A 21358-nucleotide genomic window follows, 5' to 3' on the forward strand; every position below is an offset into this window, starting at 1 on the left:
AACGAAAGGCGGGGAAGGACAGATGATCAGTATTTCTGAATTCCAAATCAAGGATGTTGTCGATGTGTCCAGCGGAAAAAAACTAGGCACCATTGGGGACATTGATATTAATGTCACGAGCGGTAAAATACAAGCAATCATTATCGGCGGCACAGGTAAAATGATGGGATTTTTCGGGAAAGAAGAGGAAATGATTGTCCCGTGGCGAAATATAGTAAAAATTGGCGAAGATGTGATACTTGTCCGATTGTCTTCTTAAAATTCGTATAACTCCTCAATGAATCATTTAATGATCCGTAACATAAGCTCTCCATTCTCAGCAAACAATGTCTTTTTCGGGTAAAAAGATTACGTTTTCATATCAATTTGCAAAAAAACCTGTAGAAAGGGCACATTTGAGTGTAATATTTAATGAATCCCACTAACTGTCTACGCATGTCTTGTGGTAAAATAGGAGCGATATAAAGAGAGATGAATGAAAGGTGGGAGGGCAGCTTTGACACACAATTATGACCCCTTTCAGCAGAAATCACCTTATGCAATGATGATTCATGATTGGACGAACATGACATGTTCTGGTAAAGAGGTATTGGCCGGATTTACGACAAAAAATGGCGGCTTCAGCCTTTCTCCATATCAATCATTGAACACTGGACTCCATGTAGGAGATGATGCTTCTAGTGTCCAACTGAATCGTCAAGTCATAGCAGATGCTATTGCTGTGCCGCTCTCTGATTGGGTGTTTGCAGACCAAACACACGAGGACCGCATCAAGAAAGTCACCAAGGAGCAAAGAGGAAGAGGAAGTCTTCATTATCATGAGGCACTGCCTGGAACAGACGGCTTATATACGTCTGAACCGAACATCATGCTCGCTCTTTGTTTCGCCGATTGTGTTCCGCTTTATTTTCTAGCTCTGCAACATGGACTCATCGGAACAGCCCATGCCGGGTGGAAAGGAACCGTCAAGCAAATTGGTGCAAAAATGATAGATCTATGGGTCAATCAAGAAGGTGCTAAGACCGATCAAATACAAGTCGTCATTGGACCATCCATTGGCAGCTGCTGCTACATAGTTGATGATGTGGTCTTAAATCAAGTGAAACAGCTTCCCTTTTTGACAGAGGATGTGTATTCCGAGATATCACAAGGACAATATAAATTAGACTTAAAAACATTAAACAAAAACGTATTGCTTCATGCAGGGATGAAAGAAGAAAACATACATGTCAGTTCGATGTGCACAAGCTGCAATGATCAGCTATTCTTCTCACACCGGCGTGATCAAGGAAAAACAGGACGTATGATGTCTTTTGTCGGGTTTAAGGAGGCATAAGAGCAATTGAATGTACGAGAGAATCTCAGACAAATAAATGAACAAATAAACGAAGCATGTAAAAGAGCCGGCCGGAACCCAGACGATATATCAGTCGTCGCTGTCACAAAATATGTCTCGATTGAGCGAGCACAAGAAGCCAAAGAAGCAGGAATTTTGCATTTTGGAGAGAATCGTGACCAAGGGTTACTTGAAAAACAAGCGGCCATAACCGATGAAAGCATTAGCTGGCACTTCATCGGCAGTTTACAAACACGAAAAGTAAAATCTGTCATTCAGAGCATTGACTACTTACATTCGCTCGACAGGATCTCTCTTGCGAATGAAATTGAAAAAAGAGTGGATCACACGGTTCGCTGTTTTGTACAAGTGAACACATCGCTGGAGGAGTCAAAACATGGCTTACAAAGTGAAGACGTGATTCCATTTGTGAAGCAGCTCGCCGATTTCAAAAAGATTGAAATTGCTGGACTGATGACGATGGCTCCATTTACAGACGATCACACTGTGATACGAAACTGCTTTAAAACATTAAAAAACCTTCAAGAAGAAGTAAAACATCTTAACCAAGTAAATGCACCTTGTCAGCATTTATCGATGGGCATGTCAAATGATTTTGAAATCGCAATTGAAGAAGGTGCGACATTCGTTCGGATTGGCTCTTCACTTGTTGGAAATGAAACAGGAGGTGCGTGACATGAGCATAAAAAATAAGTTTAAAAGCTTTTTCACTCTCGACGATGAAGAGTATGAGTACGAATATATTGATGAAGAAAGAGAACCAGTCCAAGAAGAAAAAGGAACGAAGGACAAAGCGGCATTTCAAGAGCGTCCGCAGACAGGAAAACAAAATGTCGTCAGCTTGCAAAGCGTGCAGAAATCCTCTAAAGTGGTGTTAAGTGAGCCGCGTGTTTATGCAGAAGCGCAGGAGATTGCAGACCATATTAAAAACAGACGTGCAGTCGTCGTGAATTTGCAGCGCATTCAGCACGATCAAGCAAAGCGAATCATCGACTTCTTAAGCGGAACTGTTTATGCAATCGGTGGAGACATCCAGCGCATTGGCTCGAATATATTCCTCTGCACACCTGATAATGTGGATGTATCTGGCACAATATCAGAACTTTTGACAGAGGAAGAACCTCAGAGGTGGTAAATCATAGTGATTCTAAATTTCATTTTTAGTATTTTAGAAACGGTATTAACGATTTACTCATTCGCGATTATTATTTACATCTTTATGTCATGGGTGCCATCAGCAAGAGAAACAGCAATTGGCCGCTTTCTGACAAATATTTGCGAACCGTATTTAGAACCATTTCGTAAAATTATTCCGCCAATTGGCATGATTGACATCTCGCCAATTGTGGCATTGCTTGTGATTCGTTTTGCATCAACATATGGACTAACTGGTCTTTACAATATGATTGCACGCTTCATGTAGACAGGCTGCTGGGCTTGGCGCTGCCAGGCTCTTTTACATAAGAGGGGAACAAAATGAGCGATATTTATCAACATTTTAGAAAAGACGAACAGCCATTTGTCGACCAAGTGTTAGGCTGGAAAAAAATCGCACTCGACCAGTATCGAATGAAATTAACAGACTTTCTTGATCCGCGTGAGCAGTTTATTACCGAGTCCATCATCCAGCATGCTGATGAGCTTGGAATCATGTTTTTTGGCGGGTATGAAGGAGCGGAGCGTAAAAGAGCGCTCATTTATCCTGAATATTTAGAACCGGCTACTCAGGATGCTGAGCTGTCTTATTTTCAGGTGAACTATGCGAAAAAATTTATTTCGCTAGAACACCCGAAGCTCCTTGGTTCACTGATTGGGACAGGCTTGAAGCGTCAAAAATTTGGAGATTTGTTATTTTCAGAGGAAGATGTGCAGTTTATTTGTACGAGTGATGTCGCCGATTTTGTTCGAGCGCAGCTGACGCATGTCGGCAGAGCCTCCGTTTCATTAGAGGAAATCACGCAAGCAGATTTAAAGCCGGTTATCAGCAAGACTGACATCAAAGAAGATACAATTTCTTCACTGCGGCTTGATGCGGTATGTGCTGCAATCAGCCGTCAGTCTCGGCAAAAGGCACAGCTTTTGGTCAAAAATGGGCTTGTCAAAGTTAACTGGAAAGTCACTGAGGACCCTTCCTTTACAATTGGCGAAGGCGATCAGCTCTCTGTCAGGGGATTTGGCCGCTTTAGCCTCAAAACGATTGATGGGAAGACCAAAAAAGATAAGTTTAAAGTAACATTTGAGCTTCTGATATAACGAACTTGAATCTGGAGGTGGCGAGGTTGCCATTAACACCTAATGATATTCATAATAAAACGTTCACAAAAAGCTTTCGCGGCTATGACGAAGATGAAGTAAACGAGTTTTTAAGCCAAGTACGTAAAGATTACGAAATCGTGCTTCGCAAAAAGAATGAACTCGAAGAAAAAGTAAACGAGCTTGACGAAAGACTAGGTCATTTTGCAATAATTGAAGAAACATTAAACAAATCAATTCTTGTGGCGCAGGAAGCAGCAGAAGACGTCAAACGTCATTCTGATAAAGAAGCGAAATTGATTATTCGTGAAGCGGAGAAAAATGCAGATCGTATTATCAACGAAGCGCTATCTAAATCACGAAAGATTGCGATGGAAATCGAAGAGCTCAAGAAGCAGTCGAAAGTCTTTAGAACTCGCTTCCAAATGCTCATCGAAGCTCAGCTTGATCTTCTAAAAAATGACGATTGGGATCATTTACTGGAATATGAAGTTGACGCTGTCTTTGACGAAAAAGAATAAGCGCATCATCTTGACATGATGCGTACAAGTTGCATATAATACCATCATAAATTAACAAGAGATAAACGTTTGAAAGGGACACTCGCAGTTGTCATATGCGTAATAAAGCGAATCAGGGATGGTGGAAGCCTGACATTACGAGACGCTGCAATGAGATCACCCCTTTAGTTCCTTTTCTGAAATGACCAGTAAGAAAAGGCGTCTGATCACGTTACGATTTTAGAGTGGATAAGAGGCTGTGTCATAGCGCTTGTCTAAAAGGGTGGTACCGCGAGACAAGCCTTCTCGTCCCTTATGGGATGAGAGGGCTTTTTTTATTGTTTTTTAATCAGAATTTGCATATGGAGGAATGGGTATGAACTACAAAGACACCTTATTAATGCCGAAAACAGAATTCCCAATGAGAGGGAACTTGCCGAACAAAGAGCCTGAAATCCAAGAGGAGTGGGCAGAAAAAGACATCTATCAAATGGTTTTAGAGCGTACAAAAGGACGCCCGACCTTTATTTTGCATGATGGACCTCCATATGCGAATGGTGACATTCATATGGGGCACGCACTCAATAAAATCCTAAAAGATTTTATTGTCCGTTTTAAATCAATGAATGGCTTCCATGCACCGTACGTACCGGGCTGGGATACACACGGCTTACCAATTGAAACAGCGCTCACTAAAAATAAAAAAGTCAAACGTAAAGAAATGTCGACAGCTGAATTCCGCAAACTATGCGAGGAGTATGCTTGGAAGCAAATCGAAGGTCAGCGCAATCAATTTAAGCGATTAGGCGTCAGAGCAGACTGGGACAATCCATATGTCACGTTAAAGCCTGAGTATGAAGCGCAGCAAATTCTTGTCTTCGGTGAAATGGCGAAGAGAGGCTATATTTACAAAGGACTAAAACCTGTTAACTGGTCTCCTTCAAGTGAGTCAGCTCTTGCTGAAGCGGAAATTGAATATAAAGACAAACGTTCACCATCCATTTACGTTTCATTTAAAGTGAAAGATGGAAAAGGCGTACTTGAAAATGGCGAACAATTCATCATCTGGACAACAACACCTTGGACACTTCCTGCAAACCTTGGCATTTGTGTTCATCCAAACCTAGAGTACAGCGTTCTTCAAGTGGGTGCTGAGCGATATGTTGTCGCATCTGAGCTTGTTGAACAAGTGGCAAAAACGCTTGGCTTTGAAGAGTATGAAGTCGTGAAAACATTAAAAGGAAAAGAATTAGATAACGTCGTTGCAGAGCATCCGATCTATGGTAGAGATTCCCTTGTGATGCTTGGTGACCACGTGACAACGGATGCAGGTACAGGCTGTGTTCACACAGCACCAGGTCACGGGGAAGATGACTTTAATGTTAGTATGAAATACGGTCTTGATGTGCTATGTCCAGTAGATGAAAAAGGTGTCATGACAGACGAAGCACCTGGTTTTGAAGGACTATTTTACGAGGATGCCAATAAAGCCATCACAGAACAGCTTGAAGCAAAAGGCGCGCTAAAAAAGCTCGACTTTATCACGCACTCTTACCCGCATGACTGGAGAACGAAAAAGCCAACGATTTATCGTGCAACCGCTCAGTGGTTTGCTTCGATTAAAGATTTCAGAGAAGCGCTATTAGACAATATTAAAGAAACGAAATGGGTGCCAGCATGGGGCGAAACACGCCTATTCAATATGGTGCGTGACAGAGGTGACTGGTGCATTTCAAGACAGCGTGTATGGGGCGTTCCAATTCCGGTCTTTTATGCCGAAAATGGTGAGCCAATCATCACAGATGAAACCATTCAGCATGTCTCTCAATTATTTAGAGAACATGGCTCGAATATTTGGTTTGAAAAAGAAGCGAAAGAGCTCTTGCCAGAAGGCTTTACACATCCAGGCAGCCCGAACGGAGAATTCACAAAAGAGCAGGATATCATGGATGTATGGTTTGATTCCGGTTCTTCTCACCAAGCCGTTTTAGAAGAAAGAGAGGACCTTGTCCGTCCAGCAGACCTTTACCTTGAAGGATCTGACCAATATCGCGGCTGGTTTAACTCATCTTTATCTACTTCTGTAGCTATCACAGGAAAAGCACCTTACAAAGGAGTGGTTAGCCATGGAATGACTTTGGATAAAGAAGGACGTAAAATGAGTAAATCCTTAGGAAATACCATTGAACCTGACAAAGTAGCTAAACAACTAGGTGCTGAAATTCTTAGACTTTGGGTATCTTCTGTCAACTATCAAGCCGATCACCCGGTGTCTGATGATATCTTAAAACAAGTAGCAGAGGTGTACCGTAAAATCCGTAACACATTCCGCTTCCTGCACGGTAACCTATTTGACTTTGATCCAGCAGTCCATGCAGTACCTGTAGAAGAGCTTCGCGAAGTGGATCAATATATCTTGATCAAATTAAACAAACTGATTGATAAAGTGAAAAAGGCTTATGATGATTACGAATTTGCTGTCGTGTATCATGCGATTCACAATTTCTGTACGATTGAGTTAAGCTCTTTCTATCTCGATTTTGCAAAGGATGTCGTGTACATTGAGCATGCAGACCATCCGGACCGCCGCAGCATGCAGACGGTCTTCTACGAAACATTAATGGCGTTAGTGAAGCTGACTGCACCAATTCTTCCGCATACAGCAGATGAATTATGGAGCCACTTAAGCTTTGTTGAAGAGCCAAGTGTTCAGTTAACAGATATGCCAGAAGGTGTTGCTGTTTCTCAAGCAGAAGCGACAGAAGCGAAGTTCGACCGCTTCATGGAAGTGCGTGACGATGTGCTAAAAGCGCTCGAAATTGCGCGTAACGAGAAAGTCATCGGACGTTCTCTTGAAGCAAGTGTGACACTTTACGCGACAGATGAAGTGAAAGACCTTCTTGCATCCATTAAAGAAGATGTGAAGCAGCTCTTTATCATCTCTGAACTAACGGTAGAAGATAAGCAGAATGCAGATGCATCAGCACCTGAATACACATCAGGACGTATTGTGGTTCAAAAAGCAGAAGGAGAATTGTGCGAACGTTCTCGCGTTATTTCAAAAGATGTTGGTGCAAATCCGAAATATCCAACATTGTCACTTAAAAATGCTGAAATCGTGGAAAAATATTACCAGAATTAACAGTGTGATATGACCAACTAGCGCCCCGCCATAAGCGGGGCGTTTTCTATTCTGAGAAAATGACAGCGTTTAGAACGAAAGGAAAAATCTTATGGCTTTAAAGTGATCAGGCGGGGTAACAATATGATTATCACGACAGGGCAGGAGTTGAAATAGCGACATGAATGGCGATCTAGAGACGATTTACACGGAACTCCTTCAAATGAAAGAAGAGCTGCAAGCTAAACTGTTTGAATACGCATCATTTCGTTCACCCGCTGAGCATGTCTCAATGAACGAGGTCCAAACGACCACGCTTCTTTATCACATCAAAGAAGAGCTGCAAGATGTGTCTCTCGCTATTGCGAAAATTGAGCAAGGAACCTATGGTATATGTGAGGCGACAGGTCATGTCATTCCGCTTGAACAAATGATTATTCTTCCTACCGCCCGCACGGCTGACGACTTTTTATATCATAAGCAATACGAGAAAAAAGCATTCACTCCTTATCCTCATGAATCAGATGATTCTCATTTTGAAGCCTTCCACATGTAGGGAGGTTTTTGTCTGTCAACTAAAGTTTCTTTACTCCTCCCTGTTTTCTTGATAAAATGCTTAAAGATCAAAGTATGAAAGTGGAGGAACGTGTGTGTTCTATTACATAATCGCATTCGTGATGATTTGTTTAGATCAATTAACAAAATGGCTCATTGTCAAAAATATGATGCTCGGAGATTCTTATCCAGTGATTGATGGCTTCTTTTATATCACGTCACACCGAAATTCAGGCGCCGCGTGGGGAATTCTCCAAGGACAAATGTGGTTTTTCTATGTGATCACACTCGTTGTTATTGCGGGAATTGTTTATTATTTGCAAAAGCATGGACAAAAGGACAAGCTGCTTGGAGTTGCGCTGGCCTTAATGCTTGGCGGAGCGATTGGGAATTTTATCGACCGCGTTTTCCGTCAGGAAGTGGTAGATTTTGCTCATTTCGTCTTTGGGAATTATCACTACCCAATCTTTAATATTGCAGATTCTTCTCTATGTGTAGGGGTTATTCTGCTCTTTATTCAAATGCTTTTAGATGGAAAGAAAACGAAGGAGTCAACTACATGAATCAAGTAAATATTGCCGTTTCAGAAGAACAAACGAGTGAACGGCTTGATAAATTTCTAAGCACGACAGAACCAGAATGGTCAAGAACCCAGGTCCAGCAGTGGGTAAAGGATGGGCTGATCGAAGTAAACGGGAAACAAGTGAAAGCCAATTACAAAGTACAATCTGGAGATCAGATTAAAGTCGAGATTCCAGACCCAGAAGTACTAGATGTAGAAGCAGAACCAATGGATCTTGATATTTATTATGAGGATGCAGATGTGCTAGTGGTGAATAAACCACGAGGAATGGTTGTTCATCCAGCGCCAGGTCACGTCTCCGGAACACTTGTGAATGGCCTGATGGCACATTGCACGGACTTATCAGGCATTAATGGTGTGATGCGTCCTGGAATTGTCCACCGAATTGATAAAGACACGTCTGGACTGTTAATGGTCGCAAAAAACGATATGGCGCATGAATCACTCGTCAATCAGCTTGTGGCTAAGACCGTCACAAGAAAATATACGGCCGTTGTCCATGGCATTATCCAGCATGATACAGGCACAATTGATGCCCCAATTGGCAGAGACAAAAAAGACCGCCAAAGCATGACGGTGACAAAAGAAAGTGCAAAACAAGCCGTCACTCACTTTGATGTGATTGAACGCTTTGAGGACTTCACGGTGGTGGAGTGCCGACTTGAAACAGGAAGAACACACCAGATTCGTGTTCATATGAAATATATCGGCTATCCGCTTGCAGGAGATCCGAAATATGGACCGAGAAAGACAGTCGATTTCAATGGTCAGCTGCTGCATGCAGGTGTTTTAGGATTTGATCATCCTAGAACAGGAGAATATATCGAGTTCACAGCACCGATTCCTGCTGATATGCAAGCTTTTATCGATTCATTAAGAAATAACGATTGACAGGCCGTTCTTTTTTTGAAATAATAAACGAAGAAATGAAGATTCTTTAAAACAGTCCAGAGAGGCTGAGAAGGATAACGGATCAATTTGTGCACGTGTATGCACAAATGAACGCCCCTCTCTGCCCTTTGCAGAAGGGGCTTTTTATTTGTCAAAAAGAGGTGTAAAAGATGGAACAAAAAGCAGTCATTCTTGATGAACAAGCGATCAGACGAGCGCTTACCCGAATTGCACATGAAATGATTGAGCGCAACAAAGGGATGAAAGATGTCATCCTTGCGGGGATCAAGACAAGAGGCATTCATCTTGCAAAGCGCCTTGCAGAGCGCATCGAGCAAATTGAAGGAAATCCAGTCATAGTGGGTGAACTTGATATTACGCTATACCGTGATGACCTGACAAAAAAGACAGACAACCAAGACCCGCTTGTAAAGGGTGCAGACATCCCAGCTGACATTAATGACAAAACACTGATCGTCGTTGACGATGTCCTGTTTACAGGCAGAACCGTCAGAGCGGCCATGGATGCCCTTGTGGATGTAGGAAGACCATCTTCCATTCAGCTTGCTGTTCTCGTCGACCGGGGACACCGGGAGCTGCCGATTCGAGCGGATTATATCGGGAAGAACATTCCGACATCAAAAGCAGAGACAGTTATGGTTCAACTGAATGAAGTAGATCAAAACGACCTTGTCGCTATATATGAAAAATAACCTTTTTAAATGCATTCCAGAGAGTTTGCAAAGAGGGCAATAACAGAGATACCGAGCACGGCAAACATGACGTGTACGGTTTTTCTAGGCCTCTTTGCGCATACTCGCAAAGAGGCTTTTTTAATGAAGAAGGACACATCTAGGAGGAAAAATCATGAGTCAGCAAAAAGCCAATTTAGGCATTCGAGATATCCCAAAACCGTTCACATGGCTATCACTTAGCCTTCAGCATTTGTTTGCCATGTTTGGTGCGACCATACTTGTACCAAAGATTATTGATATGAGTCCAGCAGTCGCGCTCATCTCAAGTGGTGTTGGAACCATTGTTTACTTAATCATCACAAGAGGCCAAATTCCGGCGTATCTTGGATCGTCCTTTGCCTTTATCGCCCCCATACTGAATGTGAAAGCCACAGGCGGTCCTGGAGCCGCAATGGTCGGTGCCTTCATGGCGGGTGTCGCTTATGCACTCATTGCACTATTTATTAAATGGCTCGGCACAGGCTGGCTGATGAAGCTTCTACCGCCTGTCGTCGTAGGACCGGTCATTATGGTCATCGGACTCGGACTCGCTGGAACAGCTGTCAACATGGCGATGTATGTTGATCCGAATGCAACCGAGCTTGTTTACAGCCTGAAGCACTTAACGGTCGCCGGCTTCACACTGGCTGTCACGATTATCAGCATGATTTTCCTAAGAGGATTCCTTAGCTTGATCCCAGTATTAATCGGCATTATCAGCGGCTATCTCTTTGCCTTATCACAAGGCATTGTGAACTTCCAGCCGGTCATTGATGCAAAATGGTTTGCTGTACCAGACTTCGTCGTACCATTTGTCAATTACACACCTGCTGTGACTTTAAGCATTCTCACCGTGATGGTGCCGGTTGCCTTTGTGACAATGTCTGAGCATATCGGTCACCAAGTGGTGTTAAGTAAAGTTGTAGGGCAAGATTTCATTAAAAAACCTGGTCTTCATCGCTCCATTTTAGGAGACAGTGCGGCGACAATCTTCGCTTCACTCATTGGCGGACCGCCGACAACAACGTATGGAGAGAACATCGGCGTCCTTGCCATCACAAGAGTGTTCAGTATCTTCGTCATCGGTGGAGCAGCGGTATTTGCAATCTGCTTCGGCTTTGTCGGAAAAATTTCAGCATTAATCAGTACAGTGCCGTCCGCGGTCATGGGAGGCGTTTCATTCCTGCTCTTTGGAATCATTGCCTCAAGCGGTCTGAGAATCCTGATTGATCATAAAGTGAATTTTGAAGAAAAGCGTAATCTCATTATCGCATCAGTCATCTTAGTCATCGGAATTGGCGGGGCATTCATTGAGGTGAAACAAATCAACCTCACACTATCTGGAATGGCACTTGCTGCCATCACGGGTGTCCTGTTAAACCTGATCCTGCCGCAGCAAAAAGCGGATGATGACGAGTCAAATGAATCGAATACAGAAAACCTTTTAAAAGAAGTCCAGTGAGGCTGACAAGGGTTCTAAAATGAGCAGAATGCACGAACGTGCCGCTGCTTCTTTTGGAGAACCCTAAGCTGCCGAGGCTTAGGGTTTTTTTGAACCTGAAAGTGATGAAAAACTAGAGGGGGAAGAAAAAATGAATGATCTATCGACTATGAGCAGCTTGTCTACAGAAGAGATTTTACAGCTGATTGAAGAAGCAACGGCTCTCAAAAAGGGGAAGCAAGAGCTTGGCTTAGCGGGAGAATTTGTAGCAAACCTCTTCTTTGAACCAAGCACAAGAACACGATTTAGCTTCGAAGTCGCCGAAAAGAAACTGGGGATGAATGTACTGAGCTTAGATGCGGCAAGCACCTCCGTTCAAAAAGGCGAAACCCTATACGATACGGTAAAAACGCTTGAATCCATCGGTGTGAAAGCTTGTGTGATTAGAGACAGCACTGATGAATATTACAACGAGCTAATCGGGAAGGTTGGGATTCCCATCATCAATGCTGGAGATGGCTGCGGGCAGCACCCGACCCAATCACTGCTTGACCTAATGACCATCTATGAAGAGTTTGGCGGCTTTGAGGGCTTAACGATTTCGATTCATGGAGACATTAAGCACAGCAGGGTGGCAAGGTCAAATGCTGAAGTACTCTCAAGGCTCGGAGCGAGAGTCCTTTTCTCAGGGCCTACTTCCTTCCAAGATGAGCAAAACCCTCACGGAACGTATGTCCAAGTAGACGAAGCCATTAGACAATCTGATGTGGTGATGCTGCTTAGAATCCAGCATGAACGGCACGCTGAAAAAATGGGCAATGAAGATTACTTATCGACTTATGGATTAACAGTAAACAGGGCAAACAACATGAAAGAACGAGCCATTATCATGCATCCAGCACCAGTAAACAGAGGTGTGGAGATAGATGATTCTTTAGTGGAATCAAAGCAGTCACGAATTTTCAAGCAAATGGAAAATGGCGTTTATGTCCGAATGGCGGTATTAAAAAGAGCTTTTCAAAATAGCAGACTACATCAAAAAGGGAGAGATTCTGTCTATGTCGTATCTCATTAAAAACGGTTTTATCTTAACAAGCACAGGTGAAAAAGTGCAGCAGGATATTAGGGTAGAAGGAGAAGTGATTCAAGCGATTGGTCACTTAGAAAGAGAAGATGGAGAAGAGGTCATTGATGCTAAAGGGCTATTTGTTTCACCAGGCTTAATTGATCTGCATGTACATTTAAGGGAGCCAGGTGGAGAGAAAAAGGAAACGATTGAAACAGGCTCTAAAGCAGCAGCAAGAGGCGGCTATACAACGATTGCAGCGATGCCGAATACACGCCCAGTTCCGGATACAAAAGAGCAAATGGAGTGGCTCATGAATCGGATCGAAGAGACCTCTTCTGTCAGAGTACTGCCATACGCCTCCATCACAACTAGGCAAATTGGGGAAGAGATGACAGACTTTACAGCACTAAAAGAAGCAGGCGCCTTCGCTTTCACAGATGACGGGGTTGGCATCCAAACAGCAGGTATGATGTACGAAGCGATGAAAAAGGCAGCAAGCCTTGATCAAGCGATTGTGGCACACTGTGAAGATAACTCGCTCATTTACGGCGGATGCGTTCATGAAGGAGAATTTTCAAAAGCAAATGAATTAAACGGAATACCGTCCATTTGTGAATCGGTGCATATTGCAAGAGATGTTCTTTTAGCAGAAGCAGCGAACTGTCATTATCATGTATGTCATATCAGTACGAAAGAATCTGTGCGAGTCGTTCGCGATGCAAAAAAAGCAGGCATCCGTGTGACGGCAGAGGTGTCACCGCATCACCTGCTCTTATGTGATGCAGACATCCCAGGACTTGACACAAACTATAAAATGAACCCGCCGCTCAGAGGAAAAGAGGATCGCGAGGCACTAATTGAGGGACTGTTAGATGGAACGATTGATTTCATCGCAACAGACCATGCACCGCATACAGAAGAAGAAAAGAACGAAACGATGCAGCGCGCACCTTTTGGAATAGTCGGACTTGAAACAGCGTTCCCGCTTCTGTACACACGATTTGTCAAAACGGGCGAATGGACATTAAAAGAACTCGTTGATTATATGACGATCAAGCCAGCAGAAGCTTTCTCCCTTCCTTATGGAAAGCTGGAAGAAGGACAAACAGCTGATATGACACTCATTGATTTAAACAAAGAAATGGCAATCGATAAAAAAAGCTTCTTATCTAAAGGACAAAATACACCGTTTGACAAATTGACTGTATCAGGATGGCCGGTCATGACACTTGCATCTGGGAAAGTCGTGTATGAAGAGGGGAGACTAGTAAAATGAAGAGACGCTTAGTGCTAGAAAACGGAACAGTATTCGAAGGAACAGGCTTCGGCAGCTTAGAATCGTCAGTCGGAGAAGTCGTCTTTAATACAGGGATGACGGGCTATCAAGAAATTTTGTCTGATCCATCATACTGCGGACAAATTGTCACACTCACTTACCCGCTTATCGGCAACTATGGCATCAACCGTGATGATTTTGAATCGATCACACCGTTTGTAAAAGGGCTGATTGTGAAGGAGCTTTGTGAAAAGCCCTCAAACTGGCGCTCTTCATACTCGCTTGATGAGTATTTGAAAATGAAAAACATTCCAGGCCTTAGCGGAATCGATACACGGAAGCTGACGAGAATGATTCGAAGTGCAGGTACTTTAAGAGGGGCATTTGCAGGACCGGATGAACAAGTGGAAGATGTGGTCCGCCGCCTTCAAACAATGCAGCTGCCAACTGATCAAGTGAGTCAAGTATCTGTGAAAAATGCGTATCCTAGCCCAGGAAGAGGAAAAAGAATTGTCCTTGTCGATTTCGGCATGAAGCACGGCATTTTGCGCGAACTCAATAAACGTGACTGTGATGTCATCGTGGTGCCGTACAATATCACGGCAGATGAAGTGCTGCAGTTAAAGCCTGATGGAATCATGCTTTCAAACGGCCCCGGGGATCCTGCTGATGTACCAGAAGCAGTCGAGATGATTCAGCACTTGATTGGGAAAGTTCCACTCTTTGGCATTTGCCTTGGACATCAATTATTCGCTCTTGCGTGCGGTGCAAGTACTGAAAAAATGAAATTCGGTCACAGAGGCTCGAATCACCCAGTCAAGGAACTAGCAACTGGCAAGGTGACATTGACAGCTCAAAACCACGGCTACACAGTCAGTGCGATTAACGAGGACGTGCTTGAAGTCACACATATCGCACTAAACGACAATACGATTGAAGGGTTAAAACATAAAGAAGCACCAGCATTCACTGTCCAGTACCACCCAGAAGCATCACCAGGTCCAGAAGATGCGAACTACTTATTCGACCAGTTTATGGACATGATTCATACAACTGAGAAAGAAGGGGAAGAAGTATGCCAAAACGCGTAGACATCAAAAAGATTTTAGTTATCGGTTCAGGTCCAATCATCATTGGTCAGGCAGCGGAGTTTGACTATGCAGGCACACAGGCTTGCTTAGCACTGAAAGAAGAAGGCTATGAAGTCGTTCTTGTGAATTCCAATCCAGCGACCATCATGACAGATACAGAAATGGCCGATAAGGTATACATCGAACCACTGACACCAGAATTCTTAACACGAATCATTCGAAAAGAACGTCCTGATGCGATCTTGCCAACACTTGGCGGACAAACTGGACTTAACCTTGCTGTTGAATTATCAGACCTTGGTGTATTAGCTGAATGCGGCGTTGAAGTACTCGGTACAAAGCTGTCAGCAATCCAAAAAGCAGAAGACAGAGATCTATTCCGTAATCTGATGAATGAACTAAATGAGCCTGTACCAGAAAGTGCAATCATCCATAACCTAGAAGAAGCGATGGCGTTTACGAATCAAATCGGTTTCCCTGTCATTGTGAGACCAGCTTATACATTAGGCGGAACAGGCGGCGGAATTTGTACAAACGAGCAAGAGCTGAAGGAAATCGTCGAAAATGGTTTGAAGCTAAGCCCAGTCACACAATGTTTACTTGAAAAAAGTATTGCAGGCTTTAAAGAAATTGAATATGAAGTCATGCGTGATAGCGGTGATACTGCGATCGTTGTTTGTAACATGGAAAACTTTGATCCAGTCGGTATCCACACAGGTGACAGTATCGTTGTGGCGCCAAGCCAAACGTTAAGTGACCGTGAATATCAGCTGCTTCGCAATGTGTCGCTCAAGCTAATCCGAGCACTTGGGATTGAAGGTGGATGTAACGTACAGTTGGCGATTGACCCAGACAGCTTTCAATACTATATCATCGAAGTAAACCCGCGCGTGAGTCGTTCTTCTGCACTTGCGTCGAAAGCAACAGGTTATCCAATTGCCAAACTTGCAGCGAAAATTGCTGTCGGCTTAACGCTTGATGAAATGATGAACCCAGTCACAGGTAAAACCTATGCCGCCTTCGAACCGGCACTCGACTATATTGTGTCTAAAATCCCGCGCTGGCCGTTTGATAAATTCGAATCTGCCAACAGACGTCTTGGCACACAAATGAAAGCAACGGGTGAAGTAATGGCGATCGGTCGTACGTTAGAAGAGTCTCTTCTAAAAGCTGTCCGTTCACTTGAAGCTGATGTGCATCACATTGAATTAAAAGATGAAGCAGATATCACAAACGAAGTGCTTGAAAAGCGGATTATCAAGGCGGGAGACGAACGATTATTCTATATCGCCGAGGCGCTTAGAAGAGGCTATACGGTTGAACAAATACATGAATTCTCAAAAATTGATTACTTCTTCCTTCATAAACTGGAAGGCATCATCGCTTTTGAAAAGACATTAAAAGAAAACAAAGGCAATACAGACGTATTAAAAGAAGCGAAAGAAAAAGGCTTCTCAGACATCTATATTAGCCGCGAGTGGAATATGAATGAAGCGGACGTCTACACGCTAAGACAAGAAGCAGGCATCGTACCTGTTTACAAAATGGTAGATACTTGTGCGGCTGAATTTGAATCCGAGACGCCATATTTCTACAGCACGTATGAAGATGAAAATGAATCAGAACGTACAGACAAGAAAAGTGTCATCGTATTAGGCTCAGGTCCTATCAGAATCGGTCAAGGAGTAGAATTTGATTATGCGACCGTTCATTCTGTGTGGGCAATCAAACAAGCAGGCTATGAAGCAATCATTATTAACAACAACCCTGAAACGGTCTCAACAGACTTTAGTATTTCAGACAAGCTCTACTTTGAACCACTTACTGTAGAAGATGTAATGCACATTATCGATCTTGAGCAGCCTGAAGGAGTCGTTGTCCAGTTCGGCGGACAAACAGCAATCAACCTAGCAGATGAATTATCAAATAGAGGGGTGAAGATTCTCGGCACTTCTCTTGAAGACCTAGACCGAGCCGAAAACAGGGACAAGTTTGAACAAACATTAGAAGCACTCGGCGTGCCGCAGCCTAAAGGGAAAACAGCTACGTCTGTGCCAGAAGCTGTAGCGATTGCCAATCAGATCCGCTACCCAGTCCTTGTCCGTCCTTCCTATGTATTAGGCGGTCGCGCAATGGAAATTGTTTATCAAGAAGCTGAGCTTCTTCACTACATGGAGAATGCAGTGAAAGTCAATCCGCAGCACCCAGTGCTAATTGACAAATATTTGACAGGGAAAGAACTCGAAGTAGATGCCGTGTCTGATGGCGAAACTGTCGTGATCCCAGGCATTATGGAACATATTGAAAGAGCTGGGGTTCACTCTGGTGACTCGATTGCGGTTTACCCGCCGCAAACATTGTCTGAAGAGATCAAAGAGAAGATCGCAGAATACACGATCAAGCTCGCAAAAGGACTCAATATTATTGGGCTGCTAAACATTCAATTTGTTCTCTCAAAAGGTGAAGTGTTCGTACTTGAAGTGAACCCGCGTTCAAGCCGGACAGTTCCTTTCTTAAGTAAAATCACGGGCATCCCGATGGCAAACCTAGCGACAAAAGTCATCTTAGGAGAAAAACTGAAAAACTATGGCTACGAAGAAGGACTTCATACAGAGCAAGAAGGGGTGTACGTCAAAGTTCCAGTCTTCTCTTTTGCAAAACTAAGAAGAGTCGATATTACACTCGGACCTGAAATGAAATCAACAGGTGAAGTCATGGGGAAAGATGTCACAATCGAAAAAGCTCTTTACAAAGGGTTAATTGCATCAGGCATTCAAATTCCTAAAGACGGGACAGTTCTTCTGACAGTGGCTGATAAGGATAAAGAAGAAGGACTTGAGATTGCGAGAAGATTCCATTCAATCGGCTACCATATTTTAGCGACAGAAGGAACGGCGAATTACTTAAAACAAGCCTCCATCCCATCAAGTGTTGTTGGCAAAATAGGAGAAGAAGGCAAAAACCTTCTCGATGTCATTCGAAACGGGGAAGCCCAATTTGTCATCAACACTCTGACGAAAGGAAAACAGCCGGCAAGAGACGGCTTTAGAATCAGACGTGAAGCTGTTGAAAATGACGTAGCTTGCTTAACGTCGCTAGATACAGCAGAAGCGATTTTAAGAGTGCTAGAAAGCATGACATTTAGAGCGGACGAAATGCCAGAAGTGAAAACGAATGCTGAGGTGACAGTAACGATATGAAAAAAGCATACTTGACGGTCGTCTCAAATCGAGAGATCGCTGATCATATTTACGAAATGACATTAAAAGGTGACCTTGTGGACTCCTTTCAAACGGCTGGACAATTTCTTCATATCAAGGTCAGCGAGTCCATGACACCGCTGCTGAGAAGACCGATCAGTATTGCCAATATTCATGCCGAGAAACAAGAAGCAACCATCATCTACCGTGCAGAGGGAGAGGGCACAAAGCTCCTTTCCCAAAGGCGCGATGGGGAATCCATCGATGTATTAGGGCCGCTTGGCAACGGGTATGATCCATCAGTTGTTCAGCCAGGTCAGACAGCGTTGCTAGTCGGTGGTGGAATTGGAGTACCGCCTTTATATGAGCTGTCCAAGCGTTTAACGAAAAAAGGCGTCATCGTCAAGCATGTCCTTGGCTTTCAATCGAAAAAGGATGTATTTTACGAGGAGAAATTCCAAGCACTCGGAGATACATTTATCGCGACAGTTGATGGAACATATGGCGCAAAGGGCTTCGTGACAGGTGTGATTGAAGAGAATGATTTGAGCTTTGATGTCATGCTTTCCTGCGGGCCGACCCCTATGTTAAAAGCACTAAAAGACTCTTACCCCGATAAGCCTGTCTACATTTCTATGGAAGAACGAATGGGCTGCGGAATTGGTGCTTGCTTTGCATGTGTCTGTCATACAGACCAGCATGAAAAAGCTTACGTCAAAGTCTGTCTGGACGGACCTGTATTTAAAGCAGAGGAGGTGGCGTTGTCATGCTAAACGTTGAGTTACCAGGCTTATCTTTAAAGAATCCGATTATCCCTGCATCAGGCTGCTTTGGATTCGGGAGAGAATTTGCTTCATTATACGACTTATCCGTGCTTGGCGGTATCATGATCAAAGCCACAACCTTAGAACCGAGATTTGGCAACCCGACACCAAGGATAGCAGAGACAGGTGCCGGGATGCTCAATGCCATCGGTCTTCAAAATCCTGGCCTAAAAGGCGTGCTGGAAAATGAATTGCCTTGGCTTGAGCAGTTTGATACGCCTATTATTGCAAACGTCGCTGGCTCACAGGTCGATGATTATGTTGAAGTAGCGAAGCAGATCAGCCAAGCAAAAAATGTCCATGCCCTTGAACTGAATATCTCGTGTCCGAATGTCAAAACAGGCGGAATTGCTTTTGGTACAGATCCTCAAATGGCAGCAGCATTGACAAAAGCGGTGAAGGACGTGTCCTCCGTTCCTGTCTATGTCAAACTGTCTCCTAACGTAGCCAATATTGTGGAGATTGCGCAAGCGATTGAATCTGCTGGAGCGGATGGACTCACGATGATTAACACGTTAATCGGTATGCGTTTAGATTTAAAAACGGGGAAACCGATTCTTGCCAATAAAACAGGCGGATTATCAGGCCCTGCTGTCAAACCTGTCGCTGTGCGCATGGTACATGAGGTCAGCCAAGCGGTTTCTATCCCGATTATCGGAATGGGCGGAGTGCAAAATGCTGAAGATGTACTTGAATTTTTACTAGCAGGTGCGAGTGCAGTAGCTGTTGGCACAGCCAATTTTGTAAACCCATTTATTTGCCCAGAAATCATAGAAGAACTGCCAAATGTATTAGCAGCCTACGGGTATTCATCTGTAGAGGAATGTACCGGAAGGAGCTGGAAACATGAAGCACTCGCCCATCATCGCGCTTGATTTTCCATCAGGGCAGGAGGCGCTTGCCTTTTTAGAACCCTTTGAAGGGACACCATTATTTGTGAAGGTCGGCATGGAGCTGTTTTACCAAGAAGGACCTGCCATCCTTGACGCACTTAAAGAAAAAAACTGTCGCATTTTCCTCGACCTCAAATTACATGACATTCCAACAACGGTGCAAAAAGCAATGAACCGGCTTGCCGCACTTGGCGTTGATCTAGTCAATGTACATGCTGCTGGCGGGAAACAGATGATGCAAGCTGCGTTAGAAGGGCTTGAAAGCGGAACGCCTGCTGGACAAAAACGTCCGGGCATTATTGCAGTGACTCAGCTGACGAGTACATCTGAAGACATGATGAGAAGTGAATTACTCATAGACCGTCCGCTGCAAGAGACTGTTATCCGGTACGGTCAATTGGCATATGAAAGTGGACTAGACGGTGTTGTTTGCTCTGTTCATGAATCCAAAGCCCTTCATGAGCACATCTCATCTGACTTCCTCACTGTTACGCCAGGGATTCGTTTACTAAATGATCAAACCGATGATCAAAAGCGTGTGGCAACCCCTGCTTATGCAAAAGAGCAAGGTGTTTCACAAATTGTTGTCGGAAGGTCAATCACAAAAGCTGAAGAACCATTGGAAGCCTATCATCAAATTTTGAAAGAGTGGGAGTGACTGCCAGATGAAAACAAAAATCGCTAAACACCTATTACAAATCAAAGCGGTCTCATTGAAACCAGACGAACCGTTTACATGGGCAAGCGGTATCAAATCACCGATCTATTGTGACAACCGTCTCACCTTGTCCTATCCAGAAGTCAGACATGACATTGCTGAAGGTCTTAAAGAGCTGATTCTCACTCATTTTGAGGGAGCAGAGGTGATTGCTGGTACTGCAACAGCAGGCATCCCGCATGCGGCATTAGCGGCAGACCGTCTGAACGTCCCAATGTGTTATGTCAGAAGTAAACCAAAAGCACATGGAAAAGGAAATCAAATTGAAGGCGCCGTATCTAAAGGCCAAAAGGTGGTCGTCGTAGAAGACCTGATTTCAACAGGAGGCAGTGTGCTTGAAGTGGTCGCTGCTCTTCAAGAAGCGGGCTGTGACGTACTAGGCGTTGCCGCGATCTTCACATACGGTCTGCCAAAAGCTGCGGCAGCATTCCAAGAGAAAAACATTCTATATGTTACCCTAACAGACTATGATACCCTCACAGACGTGGCACTTGAGCTGAAAGCGATTGAGCCTTCTGCTATGAATAAATTGAAACGCTGGAGACAAGATCCTTCCTCTGAATCTTGGATGGAAGAAACCGTCTAAAAAGCTGTGCGTACCCGCACAGCTTTCAGCGCGCGGACAAACCCTCGCATTCTTTGTCAGGACTGCGTGCCGGTGCTCACGAATGTTCAATTCGCTCCGCTCCTCGTCTTTCCTAGACTGCAAAGGTTTTTATCACGCTGAATACAATCTGAAGCTGCGCCTCCCCGCACAGCTTTTTTATTTGGTTAAAAATAGTAAAATAGACTCAAATTTAAATAAAAACTAATCCTATCAATAAAGTCGGGTTGACTTTTGTTTGAATTGTG

Annotated in this window: 21 protein-coding genes and 1 other annotated feature; all 21 genes read left to right on the forward strand. The window is 43.8% G+C overall.

What is annotated here, in order from left to right:
* The first annotated feature begins 22 nt into the window (after positions 1–22).
* The 21 genes from NST39_RS07920 to pyrE all read left to right on the forward strand — a co-directional run bounded on the left by NST39_RS07920 (position 23) and on the right by pyrE (position 21092).
* A complete protein-coding gene (locus NST39_RS07920) occupies positions 23–259 on the forward strand; it encodes a YlmC/YmxH family sporulation protein (protein ID WP_008344958.1) in 237 nt (78 codons plus the stop codon).
* A gap of 237 nt (positions 260–496) precedes the next feature.
* On the forward strand, positions 497–1336 hold the full coding sequence (gene pgeF / locus NST39_RS07925; protein ID WP_341027805.1) for a peptidoglycan editing factor PgeF: 840 nt from the start codon (positions 497–499) through the stop codon (positions 1334–1336).
* Positions 1337–1342: 6 nt separating this feature from the next.
* Positions 1343–2032: a YggS family pyridoxal phosphate-dependent enzyme gene (locus NST39_RS07930; protein ID WP_044141983.1), complete on the forward strand. Its 690-nt coding sequence runs from the start codon at positions 1343–1345 to the stop codon at positions 2030–2032.
* 1 nt (position 2033) lies between these two features.
* On the forward strand, positions 2034–2492 hold the full coding sequence (sepF, locus tag NST39_RS07935; protein ID WP_003212271.1) for a cell division protein SepF: 459 nt from the start codon (positions 2034–2036) through the stop codon (positions 2490–2492).
* Positions 2493–2498: 6 nt separating this feature from the next.
* A complete protein-coding gene (locus tag NST39_RS07940; protein WP_217013039.1) occupies positions 2499–2780 on the forward strand; it encodes a YggT family protein in 282 nt (93 codons plus the stop codon).
* Between the two features lie 53 nt (positions 2781–2833).
* A complete protein-coding gene (locus tag NST39_RS07945) occupies positions 2834–3610 on the forward strand; it encodes a YlmH family RNA-binding protein (protein WP_265208335.1) in 777 nt (258 codons plus the stop codon).
* Between the two features lie 26 nt (positions 3611–3636).
* On the forward strand, positions 3637–4131 hold the full coding sequence (locus NST39_RS07950; RefSeq protein ID WP_044141980.1) for a DivIVA domain-containing protein: 495 nt from the start codon (positions 3637–3639) through the stop codon (positions 4129–4131).
* A 59-nt stretch (positions 4132–4190) separates the two neighbouring features.
* Positions 4191–4427 (forward strand) — a binding site (T-box leader).
* Between the two features lie 59 nt (positions 4428–4486).
* Positions 4487–7252: an isoleucine--tRNA ligase gene (gene ileS / locus NST39_RS07955; RefSeq protein ID WP_341027806.1), complete on the forward strand. Its 2766-nt coding sequence runs from the start codon at positions 4487–4489 to the stop codon at positions 7250–7252.
* Positions 7253–7412: 160 nt separating this feature from the next.
* Positions 7413–7787 carry a TraR/DksA family transcriptional regulator gene (locus tag NST39_RS07960; protein WP_265208337.1) on the forward strand — a complete coding sequence of 125 codons (375 nt, stop codon included), beginning with the start codon at positions 7413–7415 and terminating at the stop codon, positions 7785–7787.
* A gap of 94 nt (positions 7788–7881) precedes the next feature.
* Entirely contained in the window at positions 7882–8349 is a 468-nt protein-coding gene (gene lspA, locus NST39_RS07965; RefSeq protein ID WP_012009890.1) for a signal peptidase II, read from the forward strand.
* A complete protein-coding gene (locus tag NST39_RS07970; protein WP_341027809.1) occupies positions 8346–9260 on the forward strand; it encodes an RluA family pseudouridine synthase in 915 nt (304 codons plus the stop codon). The genes lspA and NST39_RS07970 overlap by 4 nt, the downstream gene beginning before the upstream one ends.
* A 170-nt stretch (positions 9261–9430) precedes the next feature.
* A complete protein-coding gene (gene pyrR, locus NST39_RS07975) occupies positions 9431–9973 on the forward strand; it encodes a bifunctional pyr operon transcriptional regulator/uracil phosphoribosyltransferase PyrR (protein WP_012009892.1) in 543 nt (180 codons plus the stop codon).
* A 154-nt stretch (positions 9974–10127) separates the two neighbouring features.
* Positions 10128–11456, forward strand: coding sequence for a solute carrier family 23 protein (locus NST39_RS07980; RefSeq protein WP_319610797.1), 1329 nt, complete (start codon positions 10128–10130; stop codon positions 11454–11456).
* Positions 11457–11586: 130 nt separating this feature from the next.
* Positions 11587–12510, forward strand: coding sequence for an aspartate carbamoyltransferase catalytic subunit (locus NST39_RS07985; protein ID WP_341027812.1), 924 nt, complete (start codon positions 11587–11589; stop codon positions 12508–12510).
* Positions 12494–13780, forward strand: a complete 1287-nt coding sequence (locus NST39_RS07990; protein WP_341027813.1) for a dihydroorotase — start codon at positions 12494–12496, stop codon at positions 13778–13780. Before NST39_RS07985 ends, NST39_RS07990 begins: the two co-directional genes overlap by 17 nt.
* Positions 13777–14871 (forward strand): carbamoyl phosphate synthase small subunit, encoded by a 1095-nt coding sequence (locus tag NST39_RS07995; RefSeq protein ID WP_065097241.1) that lies wholly within the window; start codon positions 13777–13779, stop codon positions 14869–14871. Before NST39_RS07990 ends, NST39_RS07995 begins: the two co-directional genes overlap by 4 nt.
* Positions 14856–18071 (forward strand): carbamoyl-phosphate synthase (glutamine-hydrolyzing) large subunit, encoded by a 3216-nt coding sequence (gene carB / locus NST39_RS08000; protein ID WP_341027814.1) that lies wholly within the window; start codon positions 14856–14858, stop codon positions 18069–18071. The genes NST39_RS07995 and carB overlap by 16 nt, the downstream gene beginning before the upstream one ends.
* Positions 18068–18844 carry a dihydroorotate dehydrogenase electron transfer subunit gene (locus tag NST39_RS08005; protein WP_044141971.1) on the forward strand — a complete coding sequence of 259 codons (777 nt, stop codon included), beginning with the start codon at positions 18068–18070 and terminating at the stop codon, positions 18842–18844. The genes carB and NST39_RS08005 overlap by 4 nt, the downstream gene beginning before the upstream one ends.
* Complete coding sequence (locus NST39_RS08010) at positions 18838–19770, forward strand: dihydroorotate dehydrogenase (RefSeq protein WP_341027816.1); 933 nt, start codon at positions 18838–18840, stop codon at positions 19768–19770. The genes NST39_RS08005 and NST39_RS08010 overlap by 7 nt, the downstream gene beginning before the upstream one ends.
* On the forward strand, positions 19742–20446 hold the full coding sequence (gene pyrF / locus NST39_RS08015) for an orotidine-5'-phosphate decarboxylase (protein ID WP_341027818.1): 705 nt from the start codon (positions 19742–19744) through the stop codon (positions 20444–20446). The genes NST39_RS08010 and pyrF overlap by 29 nt, the downstream gene beginning before the upstream one ends.
* A 7-nt stretch (positions 20447–20453) precedes the next feature.
* Positions 20454–21092 (forward strand): orotate phosphoribosyltransferase, encoded by a 639-nt coding sequence (pyrE, locus tag NST39_RS08020; RefSeq protein ID WP_180309033.1) that lies wholly within the window; start codon positions 20454–20456, stop codon positions 21090–21092.
* Positions 21093–21358 lie beyond the last annotated feature (266 nt).

The sequence above is a fragment of the Bacillus sp. FSL W8-0645 genome, assembly GCF_038007905.1.
In the GTDB taxonomy this organism is placed as follows: Bacteria; Bacillota; Bacilli; order Bacillales; family Bacillaceae; genus Bacillus; species Bacillus pumilus.